Here is a 19,654-nt window from a genome sequence, read left to right as displayed (position 1 = left end):
TTAGATATTGTCTTGTGAGTGCCCACACAGATTGTCTGATAAATTGTTAAAGAGCGACGCCAATTAAAGATAAGTTCTCATTGGCGTGGGCTGCGTATACTACGCTTTTAGCCCGAAGAGTCAAGCATTTATTTTTCAACAAACTGCATAACTCATTAAATCTTCTTACTAGCCAAGCGATGTTTGCATCGTTATTCCCGGTCAGTGGTGGCGCATTATAGGGACTTCTCAGCAGGTGACAAGTGTTTATTTCAGAAAACATTCTGAATGCATAATATTTCAACATTAAGCTTAAAAAACGTAAAATACGCGCCACTTTTAACCTAATAAAGACATTGCGGTTTGCTTTTGTAGGATAAAATAAGAGTGAAACAAGGGTAATAATGCCAGATAGGACCTAAAGCCATGCAACTCAACGCACAACAACAAGCTGCACAACGCAACCTTTCTTATCTCTTAGCAGAAAAGATCGGTCAGCGTATTCTCTCTGGAGAATATAAGGCAGGCAGCATCCTGCCAGGGGAGCTCGAGCTTGGAGATATTTATGGTGTCAGCCGTACTGCCGTTCGTGAAGCAGTAAAAATGCTGGCAGCTAAAGGGATGGTATTGCCTCGCCCAAGAATTGGTACTCGCGTTATGCCAAGTAGTAACTGGAACTTCTTAGATCAGGAGTTATTAACGTGGTGGCTAACCCGTGAGAATTTCGAGCATGTAAAAGAACACTTTTTAGTTCTACGGAATGCTTTGGAACCACAAGCCTGTCTATTAGCAGCACTTCATGCCTCTGAAGAGCAGAAAGCCGAGCTCAATGAATTAATGGAAGAAATGCGCGAATTGAATAACCGCTTTGACCGCGAGCGCTGGATCAAAGTTGACGTTCAATTCCACCAGCTTATCTATAAAGCCAGTGCGAATCCTTTCCTGACATCATTCGCCAATCTATTCAGCTCAGTTTACCAAAGCTATTTCCGCGCAATTACCGGTGATGAAGTCATAAAGCTCAGTCTTCATCAGGCTATTGTTGATGCAATTTTGACTGGAAACAGTATGGATGCATTTATTTCCTGTCAGGCTCTGCTAGGACAAAAACACGACTAAACGGTATACCTATGACAAAAACTGCCCGTAGTATGGCTGGCTTACCTTGGATTGCCGCCATGGCTTTTTTCATGCAAGCCTTAGACGCAACCATTCTGAATACGGCTATTCCCTCTATTGCGCGTAGTTTGGATCGCTCCCCGCTGGCCATGCAATCTGCCATTATCAGCTATACGCTGACAGTTGCGATGTTAATTCCCGTCAGCGGGTGGGTTGCTGATAGATTTGGTACCCGCAAAGTCTTTATCTTCGCGGTTTCTCTGTTTTCTCTTGGTTCTCTCTCCTGTGCATTGTCAGGTACCCTGACGATGCTAGTCTGCTCACGCGTGCTTCAAGGTATTGGCGGCGCAATGATGATGCCGGTTGCGCGATTAGCACTACTACGCGCCTACCCTCGCAGTGAATTATTACCGGTCTTGAACTTTGTCACGATGCCAGGGCTGATAGGGCCGGTTATCGGGCCGATGCTCGGTGGCTGGCTAGTCACCGTGGCGACCTGGCATTGGATATTCCTAATCAATATTCCTATTGGTGTTGCAGGCATTTTTTACGCCCGCCGCTATATGCCTGATTTCAAGACCCCAACCCGACGCTTCGACTATATTGGCTTCTTAATTTTTGGGCTGAGTCTGGTTTGTCTCTCTACAGGTATGGAGCTTTTTGGCGAGAACGTGCTGCCTGTCATCTATGCTTGGCTGATTCTGTTTGCTGGCATTGCTCTACTATTTACCTATGTTCTGCATGCCCGTCGCCATCCGCAGCCGCTAATTGATTTGCCGCTCTTTAAAACGCGAACATTCTCTATCGGCATCGTAGGTAACGTAGCTTCTCGGCTGGGTACGGGATGTATCCCGTTCTTAATGCCATTAATGTTGCAGGTTGGTTTTGGGTATTCAGCCATTATTGCTGGCTGTATGATGGCGCCAACGGCGATAGGTTCGATCATTGCTAAATCAACCGTAACCGGTGTATTACGTCGATTTGGCTATCGTAAAACGTTGGTCTGCGTAACGATGATTATTGGAGTGATGATTGCTCAATTTTCACTGCAAGATCCTGACATGCCGTTATGGATGCTGGTTTTGCCGTTATTCTTGCTAGGGATGGTGATGTCGACGCAGTTCACATCGATGAATACTATTTCATTGGGTGATTTAACCGATAAGAACGCCAGCGCGGGTAATAGCGTTCTCGCGGTAACTCAGCAGCTATCAATTAGCTTTGGGGTTGCAGTCAGCGCTGCCGTGTTGAGATTCTATGACTCCCTGTCATTTGGCTCGTTAGTCGATCACTTCCACTACACCTTTATTACTATGGGCGTAGTCACTATTTTCTCTGCGTTAATCTTCTTAATGCTGCGCCCTACCGATGGCGATTCCCTTATCAAAGGACGTAAAGCGCAGCTGCGTAGAAAAAGCCGTGATGCTAAATCTGCCCAACAGAATCCCTAACCATTAACTCTGGCGTTAAAACCAGAGTTTGCGGTTCGAGATCAAGATGCATAAGACGATGTAAAAGCGTATCGACTGCCAATTCACCCAGCTCATCTTTGGGCTGGTGAATAGTGGTTAACGGCGGAGAAAGGTATTGCGACATTTCAATATCGTCGTAGCCAACTACGGCCACATCGCAACCAACTTTAAGACCGGCTCGGTACAACGCCTGATAAACACCAACCGCCATAGCATCATTACCCGTGAAAACAGCATGCGGTGGTTCTGGTAGAGCAAGCAGCTGATTCATGGCATCAACACCGCCAGAAAATTCAAAATCACCAAATATTACGTATTCATCAGGGATCGCAATGCCTGCCTGCTGCATTTCATAACGGTAACCTTCCAAACGTTCCCAAGCCGGCGTTTTATCTTTTGGCCCCGCAATACAGGCAATCTTGGTATAGCCTCTATCTAACAGATGACGTGTCGCAATTTTCCCGCCGAGAAACGAGTTATCTTGAATAACATCATTCGGGCCATCAAAGACGGCCCAATCCATCATCACGGTGGGAAGCGATGGATATCGGCTCAGCATTTCGCGCGCAGGACGATAGCTTTCGGTGCACATCATCAATAGCCCATCAACTCGCTTTTGTAGCAGAGTTTCAAGGCTCTGATTCATACGAGCCAAATCACCTTCGGTATTACATAAAATCAAACTATAGCCGCGCTCGTAGCAGCTACGCTCAACGCCGCGTACCACTTCAGCAAAGAAGGGGTTGTTACTGGTTGTCACCAGCATGCCAATGGTTCGAGTTTGATTCAGCTTCAAACTGCGCGCTAAAGCAGAAGGGGCGTAGTTAAGCTCTTGTACCGCAGACAACACTTTGTCACGCACGCTGTCGCTGACAAAGCGGTTGTTATTGATGACATGAGAAACTGTTGAGGTTGATACGCCCGCTAAGCGGGCGACGTCTTTCATGGTGGTCACTCAGAGCTACTCCTAATACTGCGACTCTTAATGTGACTGGAGAAAAGAATCGATCTCTTTGCGCCAAGGAACGGAAGGTTGAGCACCCTCACGCGTCACGGCGATAGCGGCAGCTGCATGAGCAAAACGCACGGCGGCGTTCATTTCAGTGCCTTCCAGCAAAGCTGTCACCAAAGCACCATTAAATGTATCGCCCGCAGCGATAGTATCAACGGCTTTTACTTTAAACCCTGAAATCGTTTTACCTTGTTGATTTTGGCTCAACCATACGCCTCGGCTTCCCAAGGTAATCAACACGGTTTTAATACCTTTTTGATGCAGAACCTCAGCGGCACGCTGAGCACTCGCATCATCTTCAATTGTAATACCCGTTAGCTTTTCAGCTTCTGTCTCATTGGGCGTGATGACGTCAATATTAGCGAGTAAGTCATCAGGCAGTTCGCGAGCTGGTGCCGGGTTCAATATAACCTGCGTATTATGCTTACGCGCTAATTGAGCCGCTGCCATAACCGTTTCTAATGGCGACTCTAACTGCATAAGCAATGCATCGGCATCTTCAATCAGCTTTTGATGCTTAGATAAGTAATCAGGCGTTACCGCGGCGTTAGCGCCCGCGCTAATCCCAATCACGTTCTCTCCTTCCTGATTAACAAAAATCAGCGCAACGCCGGTGGTTTCACCGTCAATAGCTTCAATGGCTTGAGTATTGATACTATCGCTAGAGAGTTGCTGGCGAATACGTTCACCAATGTCATCCTGACCGACGCAAGCAATAAAGGAAATATCGGCACCACTACGACCGGCAGCTACCGCTTGGTTAGCACCTTTACCACCAAAAGCCACTTTATACTGCTGACCTAAAACGGTTTCTCCCGGACGCGGGAAATGCTCGATATTTAGGATATGATCAGCATTAATACTGCCCAACACCACCAGTTTGCCTTTTTGCATCTTGCTCAATCCCTTAAATGTACGCCACCACAGGGGACCTGCAGCGGCGCTATTGTATTACTTGGTAACTGGATTACTCGGTAACCAGTTTCAGCTCAACAGGAATATTGGCTGGCACTTTTTCGCCTTTCAATACTTTATCTGCTGTTTCTACGCCAATCACGCCAATTTGCTCAGGCTGTTGAGCAACAGTTGCGCCCAGTTTGCCGCGCTGAACCGCTTTCACGCCGTCTGCGGTGCCGTCAAAACCGACCACCAGCACATCAGCCTTACCCGCAGTTTGCAACGCACGCAGTGCGCCTAAAGCCATTTCATCGTTCTGTGCAAACACTGCTTGTACCTGTGGATGTGCCGTTAGCAGGTTCTGCATAACGTTCAAGCCCTTGGTACGGTCAAAGTCAGCAGGCTGGCTGGCCAGCATATTGAATTTGTGTTCTTCCTGCGCTTGCTTGAAACCTTCGCCACGTTCACGCGCAGCAGACGTTCCTGCAATGCCTTCTAACTGAATAACTTTGGCATTATCACCCAATTTCTTGGCGATAAATTCACCCGCGGCCTTACCACCAGCAGCGTTATCAGAAGCGATATGGCTGACTACAACGCCTTTATTCGCCGCGCGGTCCAGAGTAATAACAGGGATTTTAGCCTGATTAGCCATCAGAATCGCATTACCCACTGCATCAGAGTCCGTTGGGTTAATCAGCATCAGTTTGGTGCCACGTACGGTTAAGTCCTGTACGTTAGCCAGCTCTTTCGCTGGGTTATTCTGAGAATCCAAAATCACCAGCTTGTAGCCTAATTTATCGGCTTCTTTCTGCGCACCGTCTTTCATGGAAACAAAGAACGGGTTATTCAGCGTGGATACCACCAGCGCGATAGTATCTTGCGCCATCGCATTTGCGCTCAGAGTTGCACTTAAAGCCGCAGCGGAGATCAATGTTGCCAGTTTTTTCATATTCATTATCGTCGTTTCCTGTAGGGGAGATTATTTGTTGCTTTTGTTGTCTACCAGAACCGCCAGCAAGATAACCACTGCTTTAACGATCATTTGGTAGTAAGACGAAACACCCAGTAAGTTCAGACCATTATTCAGGAAACCTAAGATCAATGCGCCGATCAATGTCCCCATAATGCGGCCTTTACCACCCGCCAAACTGGTTCCTCCCAGTACAACGGCGGCAATAGCATCCAACTCATAGCCTGTACCCGCCGTTGGCTGTGCTGAGGAAAGACGAGCAACCTCGATAACACCAGCCAGAGCAGAGAGCAAACCACACAGCGAATAAACAATAATTTTTACACGGTCAACGCTAATACCTGACAGGCGGGTTGCCGACTCATTGCCACCCAACGCATAGATATAGCGGCCAAGGCGCGTGTGATGCAGCATGTACCATGCCAGAGCGAACACAATAACCATCAACCAGATTGGGGTTGGGATCCCTAGAGGGCGGCCAATACCGAACCAACCGAACAGATCTGCCGCATCCGAGAAGCCGGTGTTTATTGGGCTACCGTTGGTATAGACCATGGTCACACCGCGCAGCAGCAACATCATGACTAACGTTGCAATAAAGGCCTGCACTTTGCCTTTGGCGACAATAACCCCCGTACATCCACCGATAGCGGCGCCGAGTGCCAGAGCAGCAAATACCGCCACAAAGGCGTTAACCTCAAGCCCAACAATAGAAGCGGCAACGGCCCCGGTGATCGCCAGTAACGATCCGACCGATAAATCAATGCCTGATGTTAGGATCACCAGCGTCATCCCCACCGCCATGATGGCGTTGACCGATGTTTGCTGCAAAATGTTGAAGAGGTTATTGAGCGTAAAGAAATTCGGGCTCATTGAGGATACAACCGCAATCAGCACCAGCAGGGCGATCAGCGACTTTTGCTCCAGCAATAATGTTTTTAACTGATCTTTATTAAACCCACCTTGCTTCTGGGTTGTCTGGGTGTTCATCTGCGATTACTCCTGCTTCACGCCGTATTGCTTGCCAACGGCGGCTGCCATCAGCACTTCTTGGGTTGCCTGTTCAATTGGGAATTCCCCACTGAGATGGCCATCATGCATCACCAGAATGCGGTCACTCATACCAAGTACTTCTGGCATTTCAGAGGAGACCAAAATGATGCTTAGCCCTTCTTGTTTGAACTGGTTAATAAGTTGGTAAATCTCTTTTTTAGCCCCGACATCGACGCCACGCGTTGGCTCATCAAGAATCAGCACTTTTGGACGCGTCATCAGCCCGCGAGCAATCGCCACTTTTTGCTGATTGCCGCCGGAGAGTAAACCAATTGGCTGATCCATCGACGGCGTTTTCACATTAAACAGACGCATAAAGTCGCTAACGGCTTCCTGCTCTTCAGCATGCTTTAGAGAACCATTCGCTCGGCTGAAATAGCGTAATGCAGTGAGAGACATGTTCTCTTTCACTGACATTCCCAGCACAAGGCCATCGCGTTTACGGTCTTCAGATATATAAACAATACCGTTTGCCAAACCATCCTGCGGTGAGTGTGTTACCACCTCACGCCCATCAAGCGTGACAAAACCCTGTTTGCGCGGTAACGCACCGTACAGGATTTTCATTAATTCGGTACGCCCTGCACCCATCAGGCCAGAAACACCGAGAATCTCGCCGCGATACAGATCGAAACTGACGTTTTCAACGCCAGGCCCATACAAGCCTTTTACCTGCAAACGTAATTCACCGCGTGGCTGATTCAAACGCGGGTACTGTTCTTCCAATTTGCGGCCAACCATCATCTCAATCAGTGAATCTTCTTGTAGCTCACTAACCGGACGTTCAGCAATGAACTGACCGTCACGGAAAATCGTGACGTCATCGCAAATTTCAAAGATTTCTTTTAGACGGTGGGAGATATAAACGATGCCACGGCCTTCAGCCTTCAGCTCCCGAATCACTTTGAATAGGGACTCGGTTTCTGTGTCTGTCAGAGCATCGGTAGGTTCATCCATGATGATGACTTTAGATTCAAAGCTCAGCACCTTAGCAATTTCTACCATTTGCTGATCGCCAATGGATAAATCGCCCACCAGCCGATGGCTGCTGTAGCTGATATTGAGGCGAGCCAGCAATTTGTCCGCTTCGGCATACATTTTTTTCCAATCAATACAGCCCAAACGATTCACAAACTCACGGCCTAAGAAAATATTCTCGGCAATGGTGAGTTGTGGAATGAGGTTGAGCTCTTGATGGATGATGCCGATACCCGCTTCCTGAGAAGATTTAGGGCCGTTAAACGTAACCTCTTTTCCGAGGAAGTTTTGGGTGCCCGCATCTTTTTGATAGATACCGGTGAGAACCTTCATCATGGTGGACTTTCCCGCGCCGTTTTCACCCACTAACGCCATGACACGTCCGGGATAAACATTTAGCGCAGCACCTGATAGGGCTTTAACGCCGGGAAAGCTTTTATCAATGCCTTTTAAGGCTAATAACGGTTGCATAGCGGCCTCAGAAGGTTACGCCAGAATAAAGCAGCACATTCGCATACGGAGAACACTCTCCGCTGCGGATCACCGCCTTACTGGTGGAGCTCAGCACTTTAAATTGCTCATGGCTGACATACTCCACCGTGATGGTATTTCCCTGGTGTTGTTCGAGTTGTTTCAAATTAGCTAATAACTGCTGATGGATTTCGGCGTTTTTGCCCGGCATCTCTTGCGCAATAACCGCTTTTTCAACCTGCATTTCTTGTGTAATCACACCCACAACCTGAAGAAAACTAGGAACACCGTGGGTTAACGCCAAATCGATACGTTGAGTTGAATCAGGGATCGGAAGCCCCGCATCACCCACCACAATGGCGTCGGTATGACCTAAACGAGAGATGAGATAAGAAATCTCGGAATTGAGTAAGGTGCCTTTTTTCATTTTCTGCTCCATCAGCGAAACGTTTCGCTTGCAAGAATTCTAGGTGCTAATGAATGACTGGCAACTAATAAATTTGAGATTTGTGATCGTTATCGAAACGTTTCGATAGCAGAAGCGTTTCAGCGGATTTTGATAATTTGTATAAGGAAGGACAAAGAATAAATATGCTGAGATTCGTAGATATTTCGAACGCCTACAATCTTAGCATCTCTATGAAGCTTCTAAAGTAGGCGTCCGATAAGGGGGAACCAGAGCGTTCCCCCTTAACCCGCGCTCTTTATCCGAGATGGCATTTTCGCGCCGGGTCGGCATGCGCCATTCCTTGGCGCCTCCTCCCCTAGCGGCAACGTCCTGTTGCCGCTGCTCTGTCTACGCTTTTATTCAAAGACATTTCACCAATCTGCCTATATCTCCACCTGCGTTCCAAGCTCAATAACTCGGTTTGGCGGGATCTCAAATTGGTCAGCAGCCTGTAACGCATTTCGGCTTAATGCCATAAACAGTTTGCCACGCGCTTTCAGATACCAAGGTCGTTTGCCTAAGATCAGCGATTCGTGTGACATGAAGAACGATGTTTCCATCATCCGGCACGGTAGACCTTCTAATCCGCAACGATGGAAGATTTCCTCCACGTTTGGCGTTTCTTTAAAGCCATAGCTAGCAACGACACGCCAGAAAGTCGGGGAAAGTTGCTCAATGGTGACACGACGAACGTTGTGCACATAAGGTGCATCTTCCGTGCGGAGCGTCAGTAAGATCACTCGCTCATGCAGCACCTTGTTATGTTTCAGGTTATGCAGCAACGCGAAAGGAATAACGTTCATCGCACGCGACATATACACAGCCGTTCCTAGCACACGCACTGGCGGTGATTTCTCTAGCGATGCAATCATTGCTTCCAGAGAATTGCCGTGTTCATGCAAGCGGCGCAACAAACGGAAACGCTCGCTTTTCCATGTCGTCATGATGATAAACATCACCAGACCAAGGGCAAGCGGCAACCAACCACCCGAGAAGAACTTCAGGGCATTAGCGGTAAATAGCGGTATGTCCATGCATAGCAATCCAGCAATCAGGATCATCACCACGAAACGATTCCAGTGCCAGTTTTTCACCGCCACGGTACAGCTGAGAATACTGGTTAATACCATGGTGCCTGTTACCGCGATCCCGTAGGCCGCGGCCAGATTACTGGAATGCTCAAAGCTGGCAATCACAATCACCACTGAGATATACAACGCCCAGTTTATCGCAGGGATATATATCTGCCCAGCTTCCATATCCGACGTATGAATAATTCGCATCGGCGGCAGATAACCCAAGCGAACAGCTTGGCGGGTTAATGAGAATACGCCAGAGATAACTGCCTGCGAGGCAATAACGGTCGCAAAGGTTGCCAAAATAAGAAGCGGGATTAATGCCCAATCCGGTGCTAACAAGAAGAACGGGTTTTTGATCGCTTCAGGGTTTTTCAGCAGTAATGCGCCTTGCCCAAAATAGTTCAGGATCAGCGATGGAATGACAAAGAAGAACCATGCTAAACGAATAGGCTTCTTACCGAAGTGCCCCATATCGGCATACAGCGCTTCAACGCCGGTAATCGACAATACAACCGCGCCCAGCGCAAAGAACGCCATGGAACGATGTTCAACGAAGAACCCAATCGCCCATTTCGGATTTAATGCCGTCAGCACCGCAGGGTTATCCATGATGCTGCGCGCGCCAAGAATGGCCAACGTCAGGAACCACAGCACCATCACCGGCGCAAACAGCTTACCGATGCTTCCCGTTCCATGTTTTTGAATGAAAAACAGGATGGTGAGAACGAATATAGAGAGAGGGACGATGTAAGGATCAAGCGACGGTGCCGCTATCTCAAGGCCTTCTATCGCTGACATCACTGAAATTGCAGGCGTAATCACCACTTCCCCATAGAAGAAGCTGCCGCCTATTAACCCCAAGATCACTAAAATAGCAGTCACTTTAGGCGCGGTATTACGCCCAGCTAATGACATCAGGGTTAATATCCCACCTTCACCCGCATTATCTGCGCGCATGACAAAAGTCAGGTATTTAAGGGATACAATAAGGATCTGCATCCAGAAAATCAGTGATAGAAAACCAAATACAATTTCTGGCTCAACATTAAAACCGTAGTGACCAGAAAAACACTCGCGTAAGGTATATAAAGGACTTGTACCTATATCGCCATACACTACGCCGATAGCGGCCAGTGTGACTGTCGTTAATGAACGTTTATGCTCTGAACTCATAACTTGTTTCTTTTGCTGGAACATCTATAAGCGATGCGCGTACTGACAGACCGAGCGCTCATAAAAAACGCACAGTATGCATAAATCAGCACAATTTCCTACTATTTAGATTAAAGGAAATATGACTGAGCCTGTGAAAACCGGCATATAACAAGCTTAGAAAGCTTTAAAAAAATCAACAAGCTAAGCAATGAAATAAAGCTGGTCAACGCTCCAAGAAGTCGATAAAACAAAACAATCCTTGTTATGAATGGGACTATTATGACGCAATCTAGCCAATTGGCCGAACGTATTTCGCGATTAAGCCATGCTTTGGAAAATGGACTTTACGAACGACAAGAGGCCATACGGCTCTGTTTACTGGCCGCCCTATGCGGTGAAAGCGTATTTTTGCTAGGCCCTCCGGGGATTGCAAAAAGCCTTATCGCTCGCCGTTTAAAATTTGCATTTCGCCATGCACGCGCTTTTGAATATCTCATGACCCGCTTCTCCACCCCAGAAGAAGTGTTTGGCCCATTATCAATTCAGGCGCTGAAAGACGAGGGGCGTTACCTGCGCTTAACCCACGGCTATTTGCCCGAAGCTGAAATTGTTTTCTTGGATGAAATTTGGAAAGCGGGCCCTGCTATCCTGAATACGCTTCTGACTGCGATTAACGAGCGCCGTTTTAGAAATGGCGACAGTGAAGAAGCCATTCCAATGCGCCTGTTAGTCACTGCATCGAATGAGTTGCCAGAATCAGACAGCAGCTTAGAAGCACTCTATGACCGCATGCTTATTCGTTTGTGGCTAGATAAGGTGCAAGAGAAACAGAACTTCCGTGCCTTAATCACCAGCAGCCAAGACGAGAACGCGAACCCAGTACCCGAAGCATTAAGTATTTCGGACGAAGAGTTTCATGCTTGGCAGCCACAGATCGGCAAAGTAGCGCTCTCGACCCACTGCTTTGAGCTCATCTATCAACTGCGTCAACGAATCAATATCTTAGACGATGCGCCATATATCTCTGACCGTCGTTGGAAAAAAGCGCTGCGCCTTCTTCAAGCCTGCGCATTCTTTAGTGGCCGCACCGAACTGGCCCCGCTTGATCTCATTTTGCTGAAAGACTGCCTATGGCATGATTTCGCCTCTCGCCAGATGCTTAACCAGCAGATTCAACAAATGTTGACCGATCAGGCTTATCAACAACAAAGCCTGCTATTGCAGCTACAGCAAACGGAAGCGAGCTGGCTTCAGTCTCAACAAGAACAAAGCCAGCAACAGGCCATGACGCTACCGGTGAAAACAGGGCTGTTTAACCGTAAACAGGCACACTCTCTGCCGGATGATTTCCCCGTTGGCAAAGTCACCTTAATGCTGTTCAAACCGTTAAAAATTCATGATATGCAGGTGACCCATATCGTTACCGACTCAGGCGATCTCTCACGCTGGTTACAAAAGGGTGGAGAATTCCGCGCCAAGCTTAACGGCATTGGTTTTGCTTTACCGATTGATATCACTCTCGACGATAAGCACCAGTTACAAATAAGAGATGTTAGCTATCAAACCACCATGCTTTCGCTGCCAGGTAAAAAAAATGGAGATATTCCTGCCGATATTCAGGAGAAAATCCAACAGATCGAAAATACGCTGAGCGAACAGCGACGCCTTTTTGCCTCTCATCAACCTTGCCTATTCGTAAGCAGCGATTGGCTAGCCCAAATTGAAGCCAGTCTAGCGAGCATCGATGAAAAGCTACGCACGCTGAAAGCTACGCTAAGAGGCGCGTAATATGCCAACTCTTGAAGCTGTTGAAGCCTTTTTGGTGGTCAATGAAAACGAACTGATGCAGGATTTTCTGATTGGTTTGATGGCCGCCCCACAGCTGGCGGTTTTCTTTGAAAAATTCCCACGCTTACGTTCGATCCTTGAGGGCGAGATCCCAAGCTGGCGCAATCGGCTGGAAAGGAGGATCAAAGAAACCTCCGTACCGGAGGATCTTGCGCATGAGTTCACGCTTTATCAGCATCAGTTAGGGCTTCAGAGCGCAGATTTCTTTCAGCAACTATCCGAGACACTAGCCATATTACGTGAGCATGAATCGCCTTTTATCTATGAAGCCGAATCACTTTGTCCCGATGGCGCCACGCCGCGCAGCATTAGCTTTCAAACGTTGTTCTTACAGCGTTGGAGACTAAGCCTGATCGCCCGCACCCTAACGCTTCATCATCAGGTCTTAGATGAAGAGCGAGAGCTGTTACAAGCCGAGTTACAGCAGCGTATGCAAATCAGCGGGGCGCTGGAGCCGGTATTAGTCGATAACGAAAACGCGGCCGGCAAGCTGTGGGACTTAAGTAAAGGAGAGTTACACCACGGCGATTATCAGCTCATGGTGCAATATGGCGATTTCTTAGCTCAGCAGCCTGAATTGAAAAAACTGGCAGAGCAGCTCGGTCGCAGCCGCGCATCAACCGCTGAAGATAAGCAAAGCACCGAGCAAGAAGTCGCTCGAGTCATGGTACGTGAGCCCGCCATCATGCCTGAAGAAGTCAGCGGGATTCACCAAAGCGACGATATTTTACGTCTTCTGCCGACTGAACTCTCGATGCTAGGAATGGAAGAGCTGGAGTTTGAGTTCTACCGTCGATTGCTGGAGAAACGCCTACTCAGCTACCGCCTACAAGGCGATGTTTGGCGTGAGCAAGAATTTCAGCGTCCGATCACCTATCAAAAAACCCATCAACAGCCGCGAGGCCCTTTTATCGTCTGCGTGGATACATCGGGTTCCATGGGCGGATTCAACGAACAGTGTGCCAAAGCATTCTGTTTAGCACTGCTGCGGGTGGCACTTGCCGATAATCGCCGCTGCTACATCATGCTTTTTTCCAGCAGCGTGGTGCAGTATGAACTTACCGCAGACTCAGGCATCGATCAGGCTATTCGATTTTTATCACAGCGCTTTCGTGGCGGGACTGATTTGGCCCAGTGCTTATCGTATACCGTGGCGATGATGAAACAATCGGCGTGGAAGCAGGCTGATGCCGTGGTTATCTCTGATTTTATCGCGCAACGACTGCCAGAGGATATGGTGAAACAGGTTCGCCAGCTGCAGCAAAACAATAGCCACTGTTTTCACGCAGTGGCTATGTCTGAGCACGGAAAACCCGGCATTATGAAGATCTTTGATCATATCTGGCGCTTTAACACCGGGATCAAAGGGCGCCTGTTACGGCGCTGGAAGCGTTAATGCTTAGAGAAGCGAGTCAATTTGAGCGCGAACTTCTGGAGCCCAAACACCGCACTGTACCTGACCGATATGCTGCTGTTTTAGCATCAGCATCACCAAGCGAGACTGGCCAATGCCACCGCCGATAGTCTGTGGCATTTCACCGCGAACCAGCGACTGATGCCATTCTAGCTTCATACGCTCTTCGTCGTCGGTCAGTGCCAGCTGGCGCTTCAGCGTTTCCGCGTCAACGCGGATGCCCATAGAAGAAAGCTCGAACGCATCTTCTAACACAGGGTTCCACACCACGATATCGCCGTTCAAACCAGCAAACCCTTCTTCGCCAATCGACGTCCAGTCATCATAGTCTGGAGCACGAACATCATGCGCTTTGCCGTGCGATAGCTTTCCACCAATACCAATCAAGAATACCGCCCCTAATTCTTTCGCAATGGCACGTTCACGGCCTTTTGCATCCAGATCGGGGAAACGGCGCAGCAGTGTTTCGCTGTGGATAAAATGGATCTCTTCTGGCAAAGAAGGTTCGATGCCAAATTCAGCGGCAACTTCTGCTTCAGTTGCTTTCATTGCGGCGTAAATTTTACCTACGGTTTCTTTTAAAAACTCAGGCGTACGCTGGCCATCGCCCATAACGCGTTCCCAGTCCCACTGGTCAACGAAAACCGAGTGGATTGGTGTCAGACGGTCTTCGTCTGGGCGCAGCGCTTTCATGTGGGTGTATAAGCCTTCACCTGGGCCAAAATCGTGCATACCCAAGGTTTTACGTTTCCACTTAGCCAGAGAATGCACAACTTCAAACGTATCTTGCGGCAACGTCTTCACTTTTACCTGTACCGCTTTTTCGCTGCCAGACAGGTTATCCTGAGTACCATCACCTAAGCGGCTCAGAATAGGCGCTTGAACTTCAATTAAACCAAGCTGTTTTTCCAGCTGGCGAGAGAAGGAAGATTTCACGAAGCTGATTTGTTGTTGTTTTTGTATAAATTGTTTTTTCATTGCCGTTCTCACATTAACCTGTCTTTGTTAAAACAGATTAAGCAACAGAATGGCATCAAGATTCAATATCCAACAATAAATATTGCCTTTTAGGTTTTATTCCATCATTTTTAACCCGTTAAAAATAACTAATCGCTAAAAAAGAGGTGATAAATTGGCAGAAATTTACCAGATCGATAATCTCGATCGCGGCATTCTTAACGCTTTAATGGAAAATGCACGCACGCCATACGCTGAATTAGCCAAAGTCTTCAACGTGAGTCCAGGCACCATTCATGTTCGCGTAGAGAAAATGAAGCAGGCGGGAATTATTACCGGAGCCTGTATACAGGTGAGCCCAAAGAAGCTGGGTTACGATGTTTGCTGCTTTATAGGCATCATTTTGAAAAGTGCCAAAGACTATCCATCTGCATTAGCACGGTTGGAGAGTTTAGAAGAAGTGGTTGAAGCTTATTACACGACGGGGCACTACAGCATCTTTATTAAGGTCATGACACGATCAATTGATGCACTCCAACACGTACTTATCAACAAGATCCAGACCATCGACGAGATCCAATCTACGGAAACGCTGATCTCCTTGCAGAATCCCATCATGCGCGATATTACGCCCTAAGTTATTTTCTTTCATACCCACATTATCCACAGGTAGATCCCAGCCCTTTCCCGGCGTACAATAGCCGCCTTTATAAAGGTTGGGATCATTATGGCTGATATTACTCTCATCAGTGGCAGTACCTTAGGTAGCGCTGAATATGTTGCTGAACATCTGGCTGAAAAGCTGGAAGAACAGGGCTATTCCACTGAGATACTGCATGGCCCAGAACTCGATGAAGTTCCCTTGCAAGGCATTTGGCTGGTGGTGACGTCAACGCATGGTGCTGGTGAGCTTCCCGATAACCTCCAACCTTTATTCGAACAGATTGAAACACAGCAGCCGGATCTTACTCAGGTTCGTTTTGGCGCAATTGGTCTCGGTAGTAGTGAATACGACACCTTCTGTGGAGGGATCAAAACTGTCGATGGTATATTGATCGCATTTGGTGCTCAACGGATCGGCGATATGCTAGAGATCGATATTACCAAACACGATATTCCAGAGGATCCCGCTGAGATTTGGCTCACGAAATGGGTCAAAGTTATCAATTAAGCGTACAAATTGTGCGATCGGTATGTGGATAAGTAGGCTTAAAAGGGTCTGATAACCGGTAGTTATCCCAATAACAACCGGAGTACGTTTTTCAGCCTGTGTATAAAGTGCCATTTAGATCCCAGCTTATACGGAATGGGATCACCGATCATCCACAACCAATGATCCTTAATAGGATATTGATCTTAATGTCGAAATTAGGCTTATCCACAGAGGATCGCGATCCTAGTAGTAAGATCTAATAAAGAGATCCTTAAATAAAAAGATCTTTTTAATACTTAGTGATTCTCCTACCCGTTTGACCTTCCTCTAAACTTGAGTAGAATCCCCACCCCAAGGCAAAAACGATCGTTCATAGCCTTCCGGTCTTCGCGAGGTGCAGTACCATGTTTTATCCAGATATCTTTGACGTCATCATTATCGGTGGTGGTCATGCAGGCACAGAAGCTGCAATGGCGTCCGCGAGAATGGGGCGACAAACTTTATTATTAACGCATAACATTGATACGCTTGGACAAATGTCTTGTAACCCGGCGATTGGTGGTATCGGAAAGGGACATCTGGTTAAAGAAGTCGATGCGTTAGGCGGCTTAATGGCGACCGCAATTGATCACGGCGGTATTCAGTTTAGGATACTAAACAGCAGCAAAGGCCCAGCCGTTCGAGCGACTCGTGCTCAGGCTGACCGTGTTCTGTATCGCCAAGCGGTACGCACCGCATTGGAAAACCAGCCCAACCTGATGATCTTCCAACAAGCGGTTGAAGATCTGATTGTCGAGAACGATCGTGTTGTTGGTGCGGTAACCCAAATGGGCCTGAAATTCCGTGCTAAGGCCGTCGTATTGACCGTTGGAACCTTCCTTGATGGGAAGATCCACATTGGTCTGGAAAATTACAGCGGTGGCCGTGCAGGCGATCCTCCAGCGATCGCTCTTTCTCGTCGTCTACGTGAATTACCACTGCGCGTTAACCGTTTAAAAACGGGAACACCACCGCGCATTGATGCCAGAACTATCGATTTCAGCGTATTAGCACCGCAGTATGGTGATAATCCGTCTCCGGTATTCTCGTTTATGGGTAATGCTTCTCAGCATCCAGAGCAAATGCCGTGTTACATCACGCATACCAACGAACGCACTCATGATGTGATCCGTAATAATTTGGATCGTAGCCCGATGTATGCCGGGATCATCGAAGGGATCGGGCCACGATATTGCCCATCGATCGAAGACAAAGTTATGCGCTTTGCCGATCGTAATGCTCATCAGATCTTCCTGGAGCCTGAAGGGCTAACCAGCAACGAAATTTATCCAAACGGGATTTCAACCAGTTTGCCATTTGACGTTCAGATGCAAATCGTTCGCTCAATGGAAGGTATGGAAAACGCGCGAATTGTTCGTCCTGGCTACGCCATTGAGTATGATTTCTTCGATCCACGTGATTTGAAACCAACGCTGGAAAGCAAACATATCCAAGGTTTGTTCTTTGCGGGGCAGATCAACGGCACGACCGGCTATGAAGAGGCTGCCGCTCAGGGGCTATTGGCGGGTCTGAATGCGGGACGCTTTGCTAACGAAGATGAAGGCTGGTCACCACGTCGCGATCAAGCGTATCTTGGCGTGCTGGTGGACGACCTGTGTACTTTGGGTACCAAAGAACCGTATCGAATGTTTACCTCTCGCGCGGAATATCGCTTAATGCTGCGTGAAGACAACGCCGATTTACGTTTAACGGCTATCGGTCGCGAACTCGGCTTAGTTGATGATGTTCGTTGGGTTCACTTCAATCAGAAACTTGAAAATATTGAGCGCGAACGTCAGCGCTTGCGTGATATTTGGGTTCATCCAAATTCAGGACAGGTTGCTCAGCTGAATGAAATTCTAAAAGCGCCTCTTTCGCGTGAAGCTAACGGTGAAGATCTACTGCGCCGTCCTGAGATCGATTATGCAAAACTGACCAAACTTGCTCAGTTTGCGCCAAGCTTGGAAGACGAAAAAGCGTCTGAACAGGTCGAGATCCAAGTGAAATATGAAGGTTACATTGCTCGCCAGCAGGAAGAAATTGAAAAACACCTGCGTAACGAAAATACGTTACTGCCAGCTGACTTAGATTATTCGTTGGTTTCTGGGCTGTCTAATGAAGTCATTGCGAAGCTTAACGATCACAAACCAAGTTCAATTGGTCAGGCATCACGTATTTCTGGAATAACGCCTGCCGCCATCTCAATTTTGCTGATTTGGCTGAAAAAGCAGGGCCTACTGCGACGTAGCGCTTAAATCTGTCTAAAACCGCACCAAACAGTGCGGTTTTTTTATTGCTATGCTTCACTCTGTTCCGATTTAACTGCATCATACTGGGCTAGGCCTTTCAAGGCTGATGCCCATGTCTGACCGAGGATTCTTCAGTGCAAAAACAACTCGATACTCTGCTAGCTAAAGCTGGAATTTCGCTAACCGATCAGCAAAAACAACAGCTATTAGGGTATGTTGGTTTGTTGGATAAGTGGAATAAGGCCTATAACCTGACTTCTGTCCGCGATCCTAAAGAGATGTTAGTTCGCCATATTCTCGACAGTATCGTGGTTAACCCTTTCCTGAAAGGCGACCGCTTTATTGATGTTGGCACTGGTCCTGGTCTTCCTGGGATCCCGCTGGCCATCGTTCGTCCAGAGTCTCATTTCACTCTTCTCGATAGCTTGGGTAAGCGCGTGCGTTTTCTTCGTCAGGTGCAGCATGAGCTGAAGCTGACTAATATCGAGCCGGTACAAAGCCGAGTTGAAGAGTTCCCCGCTGAGCCACCGTTTGACGGCGTTATTAGCCGCGCATTTGCCTCTCTCCAGGATATGATTTCTTGGTGTCATCATTTGCCAAAGGCAGAGACTGGCCGCTTTTATGCGTTGAAGGGGGGTCGCCCAGATGACGAACTGGCGCAGTTACCTTCGGGCATTGAGCTGGTATCCGTTGAGCGGTTGCATGTGCCTACTCTTGATGGTGAAAGGCATTTGGTTATTCTTAAGGCAAACTAATTTTGCCTTTTGTCAAAAAAAGTTAAAAAAGTTACGGCTGAGAACTAATCATTAAATCGCTAAATTATTAGCCTGATGGGGTTTGTTTTTTTACTTTTATTTCACAAGTAGCGCTATTAAAGGACGATATTCTTACCGAACGCACTGTATGTTTAGCATTCGAATGAATTAAATGCGTTATTTCTAGTTGGATTAAAGGTAGAAATAAACAATTAAAGATGTCTAGTTTGTCAATAATATGTTTATTTCTGGTTTGTGAAATGAAGCCTAAAGTTTTAATTTTTAACTTTATGATTTTAAATAAATTAAAGCGCTCATTTAGCTAAAACAGAGTAAAGACCACATGGTATATAAGACTTCTCTGTTTTTACTTTTGTGATCTGTGATCGCTCATATATTGTAACGGTGGAATTGTCGGACAAAGCAATGAGATATGGTATTCTGACAATTCTTAGCGATTGTCGTTAAAAGGTGAAAGTATTTAATTTATTATTCACTTTTTCGCTACTTATCCATTGAATTTGTTGTTGTGCACCGTATAATTTGCTCGTTTTTCTAGCTTGACTCGGCCTCGTAAAGGCAGTTTTATTACGTCACTCAATC

General features: G+C 47.3%; 16 protein-coding genes. 8 read left to right on the top strand and 8 right to left on the bottom strand.

The annotated features are described in order from the left end of the window. Positions 1-405 precede the first annotated feature (405 nt). Both RSC70_RS19770 and mdtD read left to right on the top strand, forming a co-directional pair. On the top strand, positions 406-1,098 hold the full coding sequence (locus RSC70_RS19770) for a FadR/GntR family transcriptional regulator (RefSeq protein ID WP_063586134.1): 693 nt from the start codon (positions 406-408) through the stop codon (positions 1,096-1,098). 11 nt (positions 1,099-1,109) lie between these two features. Continuing rightward, positions 1,110-2,549, top strand: a complete 1,440-nt coding sequence (mdtD, locus tag RSC70_RS19765; RefSeq protein WP_282808030.1) for a multidrug transporter subunit MdtD — start codon at positions 1,110-1,112, stop codon at positions 2,547-2,549. Here the strand turns inward: mdtD and rbsR are convergent. The 7 genes from rbsR to kup all read right to left on the bottom strand — a co-directional run bounded on the left by rbsR (position 2,524) and on the right by kup (position 10,654). Continuing rightward, positions 2,524-3,525, bottom strand: a complete 1,002-nt coding sequence (gene rbsR / locus RSC70_RS19760; protein ID WP_025797428.1) for a ribose operon transcriptional repressor RbsR — start codon at positions 3,523-3,525, stop codon at positions 2,524-2,526. The two genes, mdtD and rbsR, sit on opposite strands and share 26 nt — an antisense overlap. Positions 3,526-3,552: 27 nt before the next feature. Continuing rightward, positions 3,553-4,476 (bottom strand): ribokinase, encoded by a 924-nt coding sequence (gene rbsK / locus RSC70_RS19755; RefSeq protein ID WP_332543338.1) that lies wholly within the window; start codon positions 4,474-4,476, stop codon positions 3,553-3,555. A gap of 73 nt (positions 4,477-4,549) precedes the next feature. Then, complete coding sequence (gene rbsB / locus RSC70_RS19750) at positions 4,550-5,437, bottom strand: ribose ABC transporter substrate-binding protein RbsB (protein ID WP_025797424.1); 888 nt, start codon at positions 5,435-5,437, stop codon at positions 4,550-4,552. A 24-nt stretch (positions 5,438-5,461) separates the two neighbouring features. Next, positions 5,462-6,442, bottom strand: coding sequence for a ribose ABC transporter permease (gene rbsC / locus RSC70_RS19745; RefSeq protein WP_172722229.1), 981 nt, complete (start codon positions 6,440-6,442; stop codon positions 5,462-5,464). Positions 6,443-6,448: 6 nt separating this feature from the next. Further along, positions 6,449-7,954 (bottom strand): ribose ABC transporter ATP-binding protein RbsA, encoded by a 1,506-nt coding sequence (gene rbsA / locus RSC70_RS19740; RefSeq protein ID WP_025797421.1) that lies wholly within the window; start codon positions 7,952-7,954, stop codon positions 6,449-6,451. Positions 7,955-7,961: 7 nt separating this feature from the next. After that, positions 7,962-8,381, bottom strand: a complete 420-nt coding sequence (gene rbsD / locus RSC70_RS19735; RefSeq protein ID WP_040045296.1) for a D-ribose pyranase — start codon at positions 8,379-8,381, stop codon at positions 7,962-7,964. A gap of 404 nt (positions 8,382-8,785) precedes the next feature. Next, the gene (gene kup, locus RSC70_RS19730; protein ID WP_040045295.1) at positions 8,786-10,654 is read right to left on the bottom strand and encodes a low affinity potassium transporter Kup; all 1,869 of its coding nucleotides are present in this window, start codon (positions 10,652-10,654) and stop codon (positions 8,786-8,788) included. Between the two features lie 261 nt (positions 10,655-10,915). On the opposite strand from kup, the gene ravA reads away from it, so the two are divergent. Together ravA and viaA are read left to right on the top strand one after the other, a co-directional pair. Further along, on the top strand, positions 10,916-12,424 hold the full coding sequence (ravA, locus tag RSC70_RS19725) for an ATPase RavA (RefSeq protein ID WP_043489942.1): 1,509 nt from the start codon (positions 10,916-10,918) through the stop codon (positions 12,422-12,424). Between the two features lies 1 nt (position 12,425). Continuing rightward, positions 12,426-13,880, top strand: a complete 1,455-nt coding sequence (gene viaA / locus RSC70_RS19720; protein WP_063586130.1) for an ATPase RavA stimulator ViaA — start codon at positions 12,426-12,428, stop codon at positions 13,878-13,880. Between the two features lie 3 nt (positions 13,881-13,883). Here viaA and asnA read toward each other — a convergent pair whose 3' ends face one another. Next, positions 13,884-14,876, bottom strand: coding sequence for an aspartate--ammonia ligase (gene asnA, locus RSC70_RS19715; RefSeq protein ID WP_332543333.1), 993 nt, complete (start codon positions 14,874-14,876; stop codon positions 13,884-13,886). A gap of 154 nt (positions 14,877-15,030) precedes the next feature. Here asnA and asnC point away from each other — a divergent pair, with 154 nt between their 5' ends. From asnC to rsmG, 4 genes are all read left to right on the top strand, one after another. Then, positions 15,031-15,492 (top strand): transcriptional regulator AsnC, encoded by a 462-nt coding sequence (gene asnC, locus RSC70_RS19710; RefSeq protein ID WP_004093884.1) that lies wholly within the window; start codon positions 15,031-15,033, stop codon positions 15,490-15,492. A gap of 90 nt (positions 15,493-15,582) precedes the next feature. After that, entirely contained in the window at positions 15,583-16,026 is a 444-nt protein-coding gene (gene mioC / locus RSC70_RS19705; RefSeq protein WP_332543331.1) for an FMN-binding protein MioC, read from the top strand. Between the two features lie 386 nt (positions 16,027-16,412). Beyond that, on the top strand, positions 16,413-18,302 hold the full coding sequence (mnmG, locus tag RSC70_RS19700; RefSeq protein ID WP_332543329.1) for a tRNA uridine-5-carboxymethylaminomethyl(34) synthesis enzyme MnmG: 1,890 nt from the start codon (positions 16,413-16,415) through the stop codon (positions 18,300-18,302). 128 nt (positions 18,303-18,430) lie between these two features. Next, the gene (rsmG, locus tag RSC70_RS19695) at positions 18,431-19,051 is read left to right on the top strand and encodes a 16S rRNA (guanine(527)-N(7))-methyltransferase RsmG (RefSeq protein ID WP_332543327.1); all 621 of its coding nucleotides are present in this window, start codon (positions 18,431-18,433) and stop codon (positions 19,049-19,051) included. Positions 19,052-19,654 lie beyond the last annotated feature (603 nt).

The organism is Hafnia sp., assembly GCF_036648275.1.
Lineage (GTDB): Bacteria > Pseudomonadota > Gammaproteobacteria > Enterobacterales > Enterobacteriaceae > Hafnia > Hafnia alvei.
The sequence above is the reverse complement of the archived record's forward strand: the minus strand, read 5'-3'. Positions and strand labels throughout refer to the sequence as shown.

Coding starts and splice junctions, on each gene's coding strand:
- viaA (WP_063586130.1), top strand. CDS start 12,426: ATGCCAACTCTTGAAGCTGTTGAAGCCTTTTTGGTGGTCAATGAAAAC.
- asnA (WP_332543333.1), bottom strand. CDS start 14,876: ATGAAAAAACAATTTATACAAAAACAACAACAAATCAGCTTCGTGAAA.
- mnmG (WP_332543329.1), top strand. CDS start 16,413: ATGTTTTATCCAGATATCTTTGACGTCATCATTATCGGTGGTGGTCAT.
- RSC70_RS19770 (WP_063586134.1), top strand. CDS start 406: ATGCAACTCAACGCACAACAACAAGCTGCACAACGCAACCTTTCTTAT.
- rbsB (WP_025797424.1), bottom strand. CDS start 5,437: ATGAATATGAAAAAACTGGCAACATTGATCTCCGCTGCGGCTTTAAGT.
- rbsA (WP_025797421.1), bottom strand. CDS start 7,954: ATGCAACCGTTATTAGCCTTAAAAGGCATTGATAAAAGCTTTCCCGGC.
- kup (WP_040045295.1), bottom strand. CDS start 10,654: ATGAGTTCAGAGCATAAACGTTCATTAACGACAGTCACACTGGCCGCT.
- rbsD (WP_040045296.1), bottom strand. CDS start 8,381: ATGAAAAAAGGCACCTTACTCAATTCCGAGATTTCTTATCTCATCTCT.
- rbsC (WP_172722229.1), bottom strand. CDS start 6,442: ATGAACACCCAGACAACCCAGAAGCAAGGTGGGTTTAATAAAGATCAG.
- ravA (WP_043489942.1), top strand. CDS start 10,916: ATGACGCAATCTAGCCAATTGGCCGAACGTATTTCGCGATTAAGCCAT.
- mdtD (WP_282808030.1), top strand. CDS start 1,110: ATGACAAAAACTGCCCGTAGTATGGCTGGCTTACCTTGGATTGCCGCC.
- mioC (WP_332543331.1), top strand. CDS start 15,583: ATGGCTGATATTACTCTCATCAGTGGCAGTACCTTAGGTAGCGCTGAA.
- rbsK (WP_332543338.1), bottom strand. CDS start 4,476: ATGCAAAAAGGCAAACTGGTGGTGTTGGGCAGTATTAATGCTGATCAT.